The following is a 13,038-nucleotide window of genomic DNA, read 5'->3' as shown; positions in this document are numbered from 1 at the left end:
TCCGGTCAGCGTGAATCCCTGTATAACGCGGCAATGCGAATATGTACCTCGTCGAGCAGTGTATCGATGCGCTGCTGCACACTGGTGATCGCGTTGATCTGACTGCACGATTGGCCGCAGAACAGTGCCATGTCGTCGAGTTTCCCCTGGGCGCCCGTTAACGGTGAATCGGTGGAAAATAGATAAATCGGTTGCCCGTCCTGTTCGCCGATACAGGTATCCGGGTCGGCTTCATCGTAATCGCCTCGAGTGACGGCGTTGCTGAGCACGCGGACCGGCGCGGGTTCATGCCAGTTACGAGAAAAGCGCGTGGTGTAAACGGTATCGTCGGCGCGGGCATCAACGATGCGTTGTTTGTGGTGCGAGTGCGCATTGGCTTCATGGGTGGCAAGGAAAGCGCTGCCCAGGCTGACGCCCTGCGCGCCCATGGAGAACGCCGCCAGCATGGCGCCGCCGCTGGCAATGCCGCCGGAAGCCACCACCGGTACGTCGCTATTGGCGACGACCTGGGGGAGCAGTGACAAGGTGGCCGTGGTGCCACGAACATGGCCGCCGGCTTCGTGCCCTTGCACGATCAAGACATCGGCGCCTGCGGATTGTGCCAGGTCTGCATCGCGCTGGTTGCCCACCTGATAGATCACCTGCTTGCCTTCTTGTTTCAGGTATTGCACCAGGCCGGTATCCACATCCCAAAAGAACACAAAAGCGTCTACCTGTAGCGCCAGGCAAGTGGCAACTTGGTCCATCAGCAGACGCCGTTCTGTGGCGGCGGGAATCAGGTTAACCGCAAACGGGCCATCGTTGATGGCACGTAGTGCTTCCACTTCCTGGCGAATGCGTTCCACGGGTTCACGGACCATGCCCAGTACGCCGAAGCCACCCGCCTGGTTTACCGCCGCCGCCAATTGATGGCGAGACACGCCGCCCATGCCTGCCAGCATGATAGGCAGTTCGCAGCCCAGGGTATGCAGCAGAGGGGTACGTAGTGGCTTAGGAAGCATCACCATTGCCAGATCTGATCCACGCTTTCATATAGGTTGACCAAGCCTTGGCGACTGACTGCCTGTACACCGTCGAGCAGGGTTTGGCGATCCAGGCCTCGCTCTTCCAGGTCTTCGGTAACCGCGAAAACGGGCACGCCACTGTGCAGTAGGTTACCTATATCTCGCGGTAGGTTGGCGGGTTGGGTTTGTGCCCACCCGGCAATCGTTAAGGCCGGTTGTGTTTGGTGCTGAGTGGCGTAATACACGGCATGACCGCTGAGTAGAACGGTTAAATGACCACCGGCACCGCGCATGGATTGGGTAAGCCAGAGAATGGTGTCGTCCTGCTCTTCGGTAGTGGTACGAAATGCCTGATCAATAACTTGTAGGGCTTTCATGGCTTACCTCGTGCCAATGGTGAGAGTGTTGAAGGCCTTGCTGGCGTAGCGCCATAAATCCGGTGGGCCGCCTCGCCCGCAGCCGTCGATCACGTCGTTAACGCCGCGTTCGTCTACACACAGCCCACAGTTGATCCACTCGAAGGTCAGCCCTTTGTCAGTGGCTTTTTGTTGCAAGGCGGCAACCCAATCTTTACTCAGCGGGTGGGATTCTTCTTCACGGTTGAGGCCGTGTACGGCGTTGCCATGGGGGGCTTGTTTGGAAAAAGACAGAGCGACAGCACCTTCGTAGGCAAACACGCGAACGTTAGCGTTTTTTTCCAGCGCGGCGTCCAGCAGTCGAAAAAATGTTACCGTGCGTTCACTCTCGAACGGTGGATCCATGAATGCAAAGGTCAGTGTTTTGCTATTACTCATGATGACTCCAATGACTCAATTCCAGATGACTTTTTCGCCGTCGAGCAGGGCGTCGATAACGGTGTCGAGACTGCTGCTGGCAATGCTTTCTTTCAGGTCCTTCTCCAATATTTGCCGTTGTTTCAGAGAAAAATTATCGGCCAGCACCGGTACGCCCCATTTCAATAGCTTGTCGAAATGCACACTGCGCGCGCCTTTGTGGGCCGGGGTTACCCCGTTTTGTACCAGTGCAGGCGCACGTTATGCCCGGCATCGTAGAGTTGGCCGGCAAGGGCGAACTGGTGCTCGGTGCGGACCTCAGTGAACGGGTCCTGGCTTTGGATAAACAAGTAATCGGACATGGTCACTCCTGATTCAATGGGGCTGGAGGGCAATGGGGTGCGCATCTGCCGGGTTGTTATTGAGTGGGGTGTTATCACGTTCGCAATCGAGTTGCTGACTGCGAATGAGGAAGTCACCAAACGATTCGCCACACTCTCTTTGCTGGGCAAAGGCTTCGAACAACGGAGCAATCAGGTCAATGAAAAGGCTTTCATTGACGTTGCTGGCGTACAGACGGTTGAGTCTGTCGCCGTTAAAACTGCTGCCCAGGTATAAGTTGTAGAGTCCCGGAGCGCGGCAGTTAGGGCAATTTCTGCGAGATAAGGGCGAGCACACCCGTTTGGGTAACCGGTTACGCGCAAGGTGATCGGTACTTGTCTGAGGCCGTATTGCTGTTTGAGGCGATTAAACAGATCAAGCGGGTCTGACATGTAGCGTTCCGCTTCGGCCATGGCCAAACCGCAGGTGGGGAAGGCTACGCAACTGAGCATATGGGCGGCTTGCAGGTCGGGCTTGAGCCGCTGGCTCAGACCTAAATCGTCCAGTCGCCAGCTGATCTGTTCCCGTTCGTGTTCTTCCACGTGGGTCAGCAGCAGGTTCTGGTTGGTGGTCATGCGGATACGTCCGCCGAACTGCTGGAAAAACCCTCCCAGTTGATCTCGCAGGGCGCCATCGACACGGCCATTTTCAAGATGCCGCTGCCCTCGGCAATCAGGATGACCGGAATGTGCGGGTCATCGGGCAAATGGAAGCGGGCGTTGCGGTGCGGATAAATGCGCACGGTGTCACCGGGTTCCAGAGTGAGCAGGTATTGGGAGGCAATGCCGCTTTCCTGCCGACCGGCAATGTCGTAGCGATACGCTTTCACGTTCAAGTGCAGCTCATCGTCGATGTGCTCCAGGCTGTTGGCCACATCGTACAAGCGCGGTTGCAGCGGGCGCAGGGCATCGACCAGGGCTTGCGGGTCCGGTGTGGCGGGCGCCTGACGTAGCAGATCCAGTACCTGGACGGTTTTCAAATATTGCCGCTGTGCCTTGCTGGGGGCTTTCAATTGCTGTTTCAGAATCGGGCTATCACTCGGCTGCGCCCACTGTTCCAAAAAACGGGTGCTGGGGATGGTCAGGTCTTGATGCTGGCGGAGTGCTTGCACCAATGGCATGGATTCGTCCTGAACAATGACCGGCGCCTCTCCAGATAGATGGCAGGCATCCAGCACGGCGGCGACCAATGCCGGTGGGTTGTCGGCGAGTACCCCGACCGCATCCCCAGGGGCGAGGGAGAAGTCCGGGGATTTCAACGCCAGCTCCAGATGATGGATTGGCGTGGTCCGCTGCGGGTGGCTCAAGTTTAGGTTTTCCAGTACCTCGACACTGAGCGGATGCCTTTTGCTGTAGGTCAGTGCGGAGTGGGCGGGCGCACTCGTTATCGTGGATGTGGCTCCACGCTGATCGCTACGGGGCAGCTGCTCGCGTACGGCTTTACCCCAGCGGGCAGCGGGTTCGTCAAAGTCTACGTCGCACTCCTGACGCGGGTGCAAGCGCGTGCCGCCCAGCGCTTCCAGTCGCTCATCCAGCTGCTGGCCGGTGACACAAAAGTGCTCGTAGCTGCTGTCGCCCAGTGCCAGTACCGAGAACTGCAGGCCTTCCAGGCGCGGTGCATTATCGGCCATCAAGGCGTCGTAAAAAGGCACCACGGGTTCGGGAGGGTCTCCATCGCCGTGGGTGCTGCAAATAAGCAATAGGTGTTTGCGTTTGCTGAGTTGTCGTGTCCGCAATTTGGCCAAGTCTTGCACGTCCACGCGAATGCCTTGCTGGAGGGCCTGTTCGGCCAGCACTTGGGCGATGCTCTCACTGTTGCCGGTTTCGCCACCGTAGGCGATAAGCACGGCATTACTTGGGGTGGGGGCAGCCTGTGGAGCGGCCGCCGGCGCGCCGGCAGCCAAGTAGCCACTGAGCCAGAGGGCTTGGCGTTGATCCAATAGGCCTAGCAGTTGTTGAACCTGTTGCCACTGAGGGGCGGAAAAGGGGGTTGTCGTTTGCGGAGGCGTCATGGAATGGGGCGCTCTGGTTATTACCATGACAATGAGTATGAAGGCTCTTTTTTATAGGAAATTATGAAATATAAGGGGATTTAATATCGAAAATGTTGATATAAGTTTGGTTTGAGCTTGTGTGAGGAGCCCCCATTGGATATTGATCTGGCCCGTACCTTTTTGGAAATCGTTCGCACCGGCAGCTTTATGGCAGCGGCGGATCGGTTGCACATAACCCAAACTACCGTTACAGCGCGGGTGCAGAACCTGGAAGGGCAGCTGGGGTGCCGGCTGTTTGTGCGTAACCGCAGCGGGGCGACGCTGACGGATCACGGAGAGCGGTTTGCCAGCCATGCCAGCCAGCTGGTTCAGACCTGGGAAGCTGCCCGCAGGGAGCTGCCGTTACCGCAGGGCGCTGAATCAGTGCTGACATTGGGGGCGGAGATCAGCCTGTGGAATCCACTGCTGCTCAACTGGCTATCGGCGCTGCGGGAGGTGTTGCCGGATGTGGCTTTGCGTATTGAGGTGGGCGAGCCCCGTTCATTGCATGAGCGGCTGGAGCAGAGCGTGCTGGATGCGGTGCTGGTTCATCAGCCGGATTACTGGCCCGGTATGCAGGTGGAGCAGTTGCTTGAAGAGAAACTGATTCTGGTCCGCACCCCCCACACGGCGGAGCCCTATGTATATGTGGATTGGGGGGCGCATTTTCGCCAGCAACACGATGTGGCGCTGCCGGAAAAGGCCCGTGCCGGCCTAACTATGGATTTGGGGCCGCTGGCGATTCAGTACCTAGTGGCTAATGGGGGTAGTGGCTATTTCCGAACCCGTGTTGCTCAGCCATATTTGGAAAACGGGGCGCTGATTCGCGAAACCGACGCCCCCGAGTTCAGTTACCCGGTGTTTCTGGTGTATTCCCGTGCCAGAAAAAGCGTGCAGCTGGAAAGTGCCTTCTCTGTGTTGCAGACCACACTGGATGATCAGCCGCAGTGGTAACAGTGAGATGGCGCTGGGGTGTGAGGATTATAGTGTTTCTGCGCGCCGTTCTATGAGAAACCGCTCTTAAGTGAAAATTCGCGAAAATAATTTTCTCAATAATGAAAACGCCGCTTTCTTTTTTGAGGCTTGCTATATTTATTATTCCGGCTATGGTTGCTTCTATATTCGGTTCAAGCTCAATGTAGGAACGCCGTTGTGTTTTATCTTTTCTCTCTTTGGATGGATTTTCTCCCCACCTTTCCGGTTTAAGCCGGGCGGAACCCGTCCGGCTTATTTTCCGTTTTCGACATCGTTCGATACTCCCCTCTTTTCTTATTAATTTGGTGAACGGTTTATGGCTGCGCTTATGAAGCGTTTGTCGTTGTTTCGCTATGGCTATGGAAAACGCTATTTAGCAAAAACACCCCTGTTCTTTCTTTCGCCGGTTCGGCTCATGGAAGTGATGGAGAAAATTGAGATGTTGCGTGGCGTCGAGAGCGATCTTGCTGCGGCAGCGGTAGGCGATCGCGTTTTTTTATTCAGCTTTGAAGATGAAGAGCAGATGTCTTTCATTTTGGCAGAAGCTGGAAAAAGACCCCTGGATAACAAAGATCTTTCTGTGCTTTCCCCGCTGGGCGCGGCTTTGCTTGGGTCCTTGCCTGGCGCGGTGGTCAATGTGGATTTTCTCGGTCATCGACACCGATATCTTTTGTTGAAAGTAAAAAAACCAGCAGGAAGTAGAATTTTTAACGAGAAGAAGGAGGGTTCTGTTTTGCACGGTTTGCCGTAAAGAATACGAAAAAGTATGCATTCAACTTGAAGGAAAAACGTTATGAGTAAAGAAAAAACGAAGAAAAAACCGCAAAAAACTCTAAAAGAGAAACGACGAGAAAAAAGAGCCAATAAATAATGGCGACAGGGCGCCTTGAGTGCCCTGCTTTAAACTTGTTTGAGCAGGATGCGAAGCTCATCGCTATTATCGGTGAAGTCTGCCAAGTTGTATTGATCTAGAGTCTGAAGAAAGGCGGCTTGGGCTTTGCCTAGTGCGTTTTTCAGCTTGCAGGCAGGGTCTATTGGGCAAGACGATTCTGTGCCAAAACAGTCCAGTAGTTTGAGGTTTTCTGTCTGCCGTATCAGCTCCCCCACGTTTATCTCGTTTGCAGGTTTGGCCATTACCAAGCCGCCGCTCCTGCCTCTTAAACTCTGCACATAACCCAGTTGTACCAGTGTCTGTGCAACCTTGGCTACGTGGTTGTTGGAGATGTGGTACGCATCGGCGATTTCCTGGATGGTGGTTGGGAGCTTGTCATGCCGTAGGGAGAGGTAAATGAGAGTCCGCAGGGCGTAGTCCGTATGTGTTGTGAGTTGCATGGCTTGACCTGCAAAAAATGAGTATCTAATATGCCCATTTAAAAGAGGCATGTAAAATACCTATTATTGGTCGCCAACAGGAGTCACGCCATGCTTACCCAGAGCCAACTGGCTGTTATTAAACAAACCGTTCCTGTGCTGCAGGAAAATGGAGAGACGCTCACTCGGCATTTCTATGCGCGTATGTTTCGGGAAAACCCGGAGGTGCAAGCGTTTTTTAATCCGGCCCATCAGCAGGCCGGAACCCAGCAGCGCGCTCTGGCTGGTGCTATTTGTGCCTATGCCCAGCACGTCGATAACCCGGCTGCACTGGCGGATGCCGTGGAATTGATTGCCCAGAAACACGTTTCTTTGGGGATTCAGCCACAGCACTATCCCATTGTTGGTGCAAACCTGCTGGCCTCCATTCAAGAAGTGCTGGGGATCGATGAATCGTCGGAAATTATTGATGCCTGGGCGGCGGCTTACGGTGCACTGGCGGATATTTTTATTGGGCGTGAAGGAGCGCTGTATCAGCACCAGCAAGATACTTTCGGATGGCAGGGTTTCAAGCCCTTTGTTGTCGCTCGCCGTGAGCAGGAAAGTGAGAATATTGTTTCTCTTTATCTTGCTCGCCAAGATGGGGAGGCACTGCAGCCACATCAGCCTGGCCAGTACATTACTGTGCGGGTGACGCCGCCGGGTGGGCTACCGGTAATGCGTAACTACAGCTTGTCCTGTGCGCCGGGGGAAAGCCATTACCGAATTAGTGTGAAACGGGAGCGAGCCCTCGCTGACGAAGCGCCCGATGGGGTGTGCTCCGGTTATATCCATGAGCATCTTCAGGAAGGTGATGTTGTCGAGGTGGCGCCACCCTGTGGTGAATTTACCCTGGCCGATGCGAATGCTGAGGGAGTGCCATTAGTGTTAGTTGCCGGTGGGGTGGGCGTCACGCCGCTGCTCTCGATGCTACATGGGGCGCTGGCTCACCAACAGGGTCGTGAAGTGATCTTTATCCAGTGTGCCCTGAATGGCGCTGTTCGGCCTTTTGCTGCAGAGTTGCAGCAGTTGGCGGACAACCACGATAACTTGCATTGTCATGTTCGTTATAGTGAGCCGTCTGCCCAAGACCAGGAGAAGGGTGACTTTGACAGCACAGGGTTTCTGGATTGCGCATTGCTGGATCAGCTGGTGGGCGATCGCCGCGCAGAGTATTATTTTTGTGGTCCGGTACCGATGCTCAAAGCGGTGTATGGGCTGTTGCAGGATAAAGGTGTGGACGATGCCGATATCCATTATGAGTTCTTTGGACCGGCAGAAGGACTTGCGGCGTAAATAGCAAGCTGTTGCGGATTAGCGTGCAAACCCACTGTGCCAACTTAATCGGTAGGAGGGCACACTCAACCACGTGTTAGCCGTTTTTGATATGACGCTAAAGCTAAAGGCTTGGCCGCGCTTAACATTCAGGGCGCGGCCTTTGTAAGTAAGAATCAATGAATCAGTTTTGCGTAGCCGCCGTTTAATTCAATACCTCAACCACGCCTTGATTGCTCATCAGTGCTACGCGGTTTCTACCGGAGCCTTTTGCCTGATAAAGTGCTTCGTCCGCCATCTTTAACAGCTGTCCGCCATTTTCTGCATTGCTGTCCGAGCAGGCGACCCCGACACTGATGGTAACTACTTGGCTGATCCGGGAGCCGCTGTGGGGGATTCCGAGCTGTTCTACCCGGTTACGCATGCGCTCGGCAAACACCAGTGCATCGTTGAAGCTGGAGTCCGCCAGGGTAATGACAAATTCCTCGCCACCATAGCGAGCGACGAAATCGGTATCGCTTTGCACCATCCCCAGCGGCACACTCGCTACTTTTTTCAGGCACTCGTCCCCGGCTGGGTGGCCATAGGTGTCATTGTATTGTTTGAAGAAATCGATATCGAACAATATCAGGGTAATGCGCTCGGGGGCATCCGGGGTTTTTTGTTTTAGCTGGTGATAAAGGTGGTTCAGGCGGCTTTCCATTCCCCGGCGATTAATACAGCCGGTCATGCCGTCGACAGTGGCCTGATTTTCCAGCACCAGATTGGCGGAGTGTAATTCATTTCTGTGCTGGAATAGCACGTGTTCGGAGAGAAAGTACTGGCGCAGAAGCCGTTCGTAAACATATTGGCCGAACAGCCCAGTGCTGGTAAAGGCCAGCGAGACCAGCACCAAGGTGGTTGGTTCAAAGGGGTACCGGCCGGGGTTGAGCTGCAGGCTAAAGATCATGCAAGCAATCATGATCGCCGAGCTGCCCAGTGCTACATAGAAGGGCACTCTGATCAAGATGCAGATCATCAGGATAGCCAGTGGTGTATGCAAGAAAAAGGGATAGGACAATGAGGGCTCAATGGTGACGCCTAGATAATTGCCGGTGAGCGAGATGGCAAAAGCGAGCACTAGAGTGGCTTCGTGAAGCCAGTTGCGCCACTGAGGTTTGCGCAGCAGCACAAGGCAGCCACCGGTGAGCATCAAGGTGAACAGCCTTGACCGCCAGGAAAAGCTTAAGACATCGACAGAAATGCGTGACTCAATAAACATGGCGGAGACAATAAGGAATGCCACTAGAGCCAGGGCCCAAGGCGTAGACTTAGCCGCGCTGGCCCGGAAGTAGAGGCGGAAGTCCTTTTCCAGCGGTTTGGGCAAGCGCAGATGCCACGGTAACGTAATATCGTTGCCGGTTGGCAATGGCGTGTGGTTCTGGTTTGCAGTCACAGCGGTAAAGACTCCTGTCGGTCCATGAATCGGTGACGGCGTTTTTTGAGCATCATGTAGTCATCATAGTGCAAAGTGTTGCCGAACAGATAATCGCCGCGTGGTTAGTAGCGGCGTATTGTAGGGACAGAAGGCCGGTTGTCGTTAGTCTTGGCGCGTCAACTTAATCCAAAAGAGCTAATAGTGCTTGTTGCTTGCTCCGGGAGAGTTGGCGAAAGCGTTCCAGTAATGCGGTTTCTTCATTGCCCTGTGGAACGGGGGTTTCTGTGTGGGGCAGGGTTTGGGGCCAATTGTCCAAACTGTGCTCCAGACGGGCAATAATTTCTGCATTCATGCTGCGATGGCTATCATTGGCTGCCTCGGCGACCTGGTTTCGCATGCCATAGGGAAAACGAACCACGAACTTTTCAGTCCGCGTGGTTGCGTTGTTTGTCATATTAACCTCTGAATCACGCCTACTTACATATGGCTGGCGCACGAGGCTTGCCGGCCTATGACAACAGAGCAGGCTGTGCTGTTATCGGGATACGAGCTGCAGGCTGTTGCAATACCTTGAGGGGTGGACACATCGCAATTTTCTTACGGGAACACCTTTGGTACTCAGTTTTTGTGTTTCGTATGGAGCATGGATTGCTAGGCTGATAAAAAATGAGCACATAAAGCATTTGCATCAGACAGCCGAACCTTACGCATTTTTTTGCTTTAAAGCGATACTAGCAGCGTGCCAGTATTGCAATTTGTTAATGCTCGCTACCGTAAAGGCTATTACGGGGGAAAAGGTGTGTTCATGTGAACCGGGGACACGATGTCAGCGCGGATCATACAGTGTTACAATTTCTTTTACTGATGTATGAATGGGCGGCTATTCACTTAATGAATATTGGGGCGGCAGATTTGAATCTGCTCAAGTATCTGGATGTGCTCTTACGCGAGCAGAATGTGACTCGTGCAGCGGAGCAGTTAGGCATTACTCAACCGGCAATGAGTAACTCCCTGAAGCGGCTGCGGGAATTGTTTGGCGACCCGCTGTTGATCCGTACTAGTGATGGTATGACTGCGACGGAACGAGCCCATGAGTTGCGGCCGCTAGTGCGTCAAATTCTTTCTCAGGCAGAGCAGCTGTTCACCCCCGAAGATGTTTTTCAGCCTGCGGATAGCCGTCGTGTTTTCCGGATCATGACCAGCGATTATGCGGAAGCGACCCTGGTGCCGCATATTGTGCGCCGCCTGCGTGCCGAAGCGCCCAATGTGGTGCTCGATTTTTTGACGCCGTCGGATGTGAGCTACCAAGACATGGAGCAGGGCCGGGTCGATATGGCGGTGAACCGCTTTAACGAAATCCCAGGATCGTTCCATCAGGTGAGCCTGTGGAAAGACTCGTTCTCTTGCCTGCTCAATCGGGATAACCCCATCGCGAAAGGGTTCGACTTAGATAGTTATCTGTCTGCTCAGCATATTTGGGTGTCGAAAACTGGTTTCGGGGTAGGGTTTGGTATGAACCCGGAAAAGCTCGGCGGGTTGGGGTGGATTGATCATGCGCTGGAGCAATTGGGCACGAGCCGTAAGATCAGTATCTTTACGCGTCACTATCAAATGCCGGCCTTGTTGGCCATGAACAATGACCTGGTAGCCACGCTCCCTAGCCGTGTGGCAAGAATGCAGGCTCAAAATGAGCGTTTGCTGATCAAGCAACCGCCGTTCGATATTCCCGAATTCGAATTGAAGATGGCCTGGTCGTCGCTGCTGCATCACAACGTAGCCCATCGCTGGCTGCGCCGGCTAATTCAGGAGGAAGCGGAGCGTATTCTGGCAGAGGAATAAGAGACGTTACGCGTGCCGAGCTGAACGTTGAAAACACGAATTGGTGTGTTGTCGGCCTTGTAGCGTTTTGTTCGTGCGCCATGGCCGAGGTGCGAGCTGTGCACTTCGGCTTGGCGCTCCATCGGTAGGGATAGGGTCGTTCCCTTGCTATTAGATTACCGGCGTGCTGCTGAGCCAGCTATTGTGGGTCTTGCCCGGCATGTTTTCGCCGGCGTCGGCAATGGCTCCTTTACCTACGCCTTCGAAGGCCCGGACACGAAAGTGTTTGCCCGGGGCTTCGGTGGCCAGTTGATTGGCAATGTGGCTAGCCAGCTGCTCTACGGTGGTGTCTGTATCGATCATGTAGCAGTGATCTTCCGGGATCACCAGTTCAAAATGCCCCTGCTGTGCATCGTAGCGGAATCGGTGATGGGGGATTTCGTCGATATAGTAAGTGCCTTCCAGGTCCTCTTCGGTGCCTAGATAAATATCTTCCCAGCGATCCGCCCACAGCTTTTCCCAGTAACGGCTGCGGCGGCCATTCTCGAAAATGTGGATATTGGAACGGTGGCCGTGAGCAATGCGCTGGCAGTTGCCATCATGTTTTTTTAGACCGTGTGAATAGTGGTAAAACGGCGCGGTTCCGGTATCTTCTTCGCGCAGAACTACGCGCACTTCCTCCACATTTTTGGGCACTACGGTTTGGATCAGGTCCATCAGATACAGGGTTAGGCTGGCCTTGGTGACTTCCGGGCCGGCCATTAAAAGTAGGCTTTGGTTGGGGGCGATCATACGGATGGTGCCGCCACGATAGATCCACTCAAGGCTGATGTCTTTATCGCGCTCAGTAATAGTGACCTGGTCACTGTCGACCGGAACCAGTAGGCGGTGATCGACATTGTCATCAATGAGCTGTTTGATTTGCTTCTTGATGTGGCCAAAATCGAAGACCATGCCCTGATCATCTAGCTCGCCGCTGAGTTCTAGGTCAACAAGCCATGATTCACCCACCATACCGCGCTTGGAATGGAGGTAAGAGAAATCGGCGACAGTTAAATTTTCGACAAAAAGAGTGGCCATGCTATTCCGGTGATGATGGTGGGTTTAGACAGGTCACTATAATGCCATTATTCTGGGCTGCCGCTAAGGTGCACTGTGGTCCACAGCGAACATTTTACGAGCAGTTATCGCCGTAGCTGTGAACCGGGGCACACCCGATACACAGTGAAATGCACATCATGAGTACCAATGCCCTGCTTTGGTCCAGCGTTACCCAAGGAGTGAAAAGACAATGGCTGAAACCCTGTTCTCCAAGATCATCGACCGTGAAATTCCTGCTGATATCATCTTTGAAGACGACCAGTGCCTGGCTTTCCGGGATATCAACCCGCAGGCGCCTACGCATTTTCTGGTGATTCCCAAGAAGCCGATTGCTAAGTTGTCTGATGCTGAAGAAGCCGATCAGGCGCTGCTTGGGCATTTACTACTGGTGGCCAGCCAGGTGGCCAAACAAGAAGGGCTGGAGGATTTTCGCTTGAACGTGAATAACGGCGCCGGCGCCAGCCAAACTGTATTTCACCTGCATGTGCATGTGCTGGGTGGGCGTTCGTTTAGTTGGCCGCCAGGCTGATCTCCTGGTCGCGTGTAGGTCGACCAAGACCGTTTAATTCCCTTACCGGAGTACCTAAAATGGCGCGCCGTTTGCAGCGCAGTGCGGTGAACAAGGTGTGTGAGTTGCTGTTGCTGGGCCATGCCTTGGATACGCTGAATGCTATTGTTGTGGAACTGAGAGCGCACGGGTACAACCACGCATCCCGCACGGCCATTGTCCGCCTGGATGCCAAGCAGGATGGGGTGCTCCGGCAGTGTGCCCACTCAGCCGATGGGGTATATCGCGATACGGTAGTGTTCCCCTCTCTTGAACAGGAGTGGTCTGCGATGCGAAAGAACCTGGGGTATCGATGGGCGGGTAGTGCGCGGTGAATTACCTCGCCCACCTATCCTTGGCGCAAC

General features: G+C 54.2%; 17 protein-coding genes. 6 read left to right on the top strand and 11 right to left on the bottom strand.

Going from position 1 to position 13,038, the window contains the following annotated elements; all coding sequences use genetic code 11:
* Positions 1-5 precede the first annotated feature (5 nt).
* The 7 genes from Y017_RS02865 to Y017_RS02840 form a co-directional block, all read right to left on the bottom strand.
* Positions 6-1,001, bottom strand: a complete 996-nt coding sequence (locus tag Y017_RS02865) for a nitronate monooxygenase family protein (RefSeq protein WP_231483357.1) — start codon at positions 999-1,001, stop codon at positions 6-8.
* Positions 1,001-1,381, bottom strand: coding sequence for a DsrE family protein (locus tag Y017_RS02860; protein WP_011589407.1), 381 nt, complete (start codon positions 1,379-1,381; stop codon positions 1,001-1,003). Before Y017_RS02860 ends, Y017_RS02865 begins: the two co-directional genes overlap by 1 nt.
* Positions 1,382-1,384: 3 nt before the next feature.
* Entirely contained in the window at positions 1,385-1,798 is a 414-nt protein-coding gene (locus Y017_RS02855; RefSeq protein ID WP_035458819.1) for a DsrE/DsrF/TusD sulfur relay family protein, read from the bottom strand.
* A 15-nt stretch (positions 1,799-1,813) separates the two neighbouring features.
* Positions 1,814-1,981, bottom strand: a complete 168-nt coding sequence (locus Y017_RS15385) for a DsrE family protein (protein ID WP_231483355.1) — start codon at positions 1,979-1,981, stop codon at positions 1,814-1,816.
* A gap of 26 nt (positions 1,982-2,007) precedes the next feature.
* Positions 2,008-2,139, bottom strand: coding sequence for a hypothetical protein (locus tag Y017_RS15515; protein WP_255346556.1), 132 nt, complete (start codon positions 2,137-2,139; stop codon positions 2,008-2,010).
* A 171-nt stretch (positions 2,140-2,310) separates the two neighbouring features.
* A complete protein-coding gene (locus tag Y017_RS14980; protein ID WP_231483367.1) occupies positions 2,311-2,772 on the bottom strand; it encodes a hypothetical protein in 462 nt (153 codons plus the stop codon).
* Positions 2,730-4,169 carry a sulfite reductase flavoprotein subunit alpha gene (locus Y017_RS02840; RefSeq protein ID WP_231483353.1) on the bottom strand — a complete coding sequence of 480 codons (1,440 nt, stop codon included), beginning with the start codon at positions 4,167-4,169 and terminating at the stop codon, positions 2,730-2,732. Before Y017_RS02840 ends, Y017_RS14980 begins: the two co-directional genes overlap by 43 nt.
* Positions 4,170-4,304: 135 nt before the next feature.
* On the opposite strand from Y017_RS02840, the gene Y017_RS02835 reads away from it, so the two are divergent.
* The gene (locus Y017_RS02835) at positions 4,305-5,144 is read left to right on the top strand and encodes a LysR family transcriptional regulator (RefSeq protein ID WP_035458816.1); all 840 of its coding nucleotides are present in this window, start codon (positions 4,305-4,307) and stop codon (positions 5,142-5,144) included.
* Between the two features lie 337 nt (positions 5,145-5,481).
* The gene (locus Y017_RS02830) at positions 5,482-5,916 is read left to right on the top strand and encodes a GreA/GreB family elongation factor (RefSeq protein WP_035458814.1); all 435 of its coding nucleotides are present in this window, start codon (positions 5,482-5,484) and stop codon (positions 5,914-5,916) included.
* A 149-nt stretch (positions 5,917-6,065) separates the two neighbouring features.
* On the opposite strand, the gene Y017_RS02825 is transcribed toward Y017_RS02830, so the two are convergent.
* Entirely contained in the window at positions 6,066-6,497 is a 432-nt protein-coding gene (locus Y017_RS02825; RefSeq protein WP_011589398.1) for an Rrf2 family transcriptional regulator, read from the bottom strand.
* 90 nt (positions 6,498-6,587) lie between these two features.
* Between Y017_RS02825 and hmpA the strand changes: the two genes are divergently transcribed.
* Positions 6,588-7,811, top strand: a complete 1,224-nt coding sequence (gene hmpA, locus Y017_RS02820; protein ID WP_035458812.1) for an NO-inducible flavohemoprotein — start codon at positions 6,588-6,590, stop codon at positions 7,809-7,811.
* Positions 7,812-7,995: 184 nt separating this feature from the next.
* On the opposite strand, the gene Y017_RS02815 is transcribed toward hmpA, so the two are convergent.
* Positions 7,996-9,225 (bottom strand): diguanylate cyclase, encoded by a 1,230-nt coding sequence (locus Y017_RS02815; RefSeq protein WP_035458810.1) that lies wholly within the window; start codon positions 9,223-9,225, stop codon positions 7,996-7,998.
* A gap of 163 nt (positions 9,226-9,388) precedes the next feature.
* Complete coding sequence (locus Y017_RS02810) at positions 9,389-9,661, bottom strand: Arc family DNA-binding protein (RefSeq protein WP_011589395.1); 273 nt, start codon at positions 9,659-9,661, stop codon at positions 9,389-9,391.
* A 437-nt stretch (positions 9,662-10,098) separates the two neighbouring features.
* On the opposite strand from Y017_RS02810, the gene Y017_RS02805 reads away from it, so the two are divergent.
* A complete protein-coding gene (locus Y017_RS02805; RefSeq protein ID WP_035458916.1) occupies positions 10,099-11,046 on the top strand; it encodes a LysR family transcriptional regulator in 948 nt (315 codons plus the stop codon).
* A gap of 150 nt (positions 11,047-11,196) precedes the next feature.
* Here Y017_RS02805 and Y017_RS02800 read toward each other — a convergent pair whose 3' ends face one another.
* Complete coding sequence (locus tag Y017_RS02800; protein ID WP_035458808.1) at positions 11,197-12,105, bottom strand: 6-carboxytetrahydropterin synthase; 909 nt, start codon at positions 12,103-12,105, stop codon at positions 11,197-11,199.
* Between the two features lie 211 nt (positions 12,106-12,316).
* On the opposite strand from Y017_RS02800, the gene Y017_RS02795 reads away from it, so the two are divergent.
* Both Y017_RS02795 and Y017_RS02790 read left to right on the top strand, forming a co-directional pair.
* Positions 12,317-12,655, top strand: a complete 339-nt coding sequence (locus Y017_RS02795; RefSeq protein WP_011589392.1) for a histidine triad nucleotide-binding protein — start codon at positions 12,317-12,319, stop codon at positions 12,653-12,655.
* A gap of 59 nt (positions 12,656-12,714) precedes the next feature.
* Complete coding sequence (locus tag Y017_RS02790) at positions 12,715-13,008, top strand: GNAT family protein (protein WP_186326991.1); 294 nt, start codon at positions 12,715-12,717, stop codon at positions 13,006-13,008.
* Positions 13,009-13,038: the final 30 nt, after the last annotated feature.

The organism is Alcanivorax sp. 97CO-5, from assembly GCF_000524665.1.
In the GTDB taxonomy this organism is placed as follows: domain Bacteria; phylum Pseudomonadota; class Gammaproteobacteria; order Pseudomonadales; family Alcanivoracaceae; genus Alcanivorax; species Alcanivorax borkumensis.
Note: the sequence above shows the minus strand (reverse complement) of the source record. Positions and strands in the feature narration are given on the sequence as shown.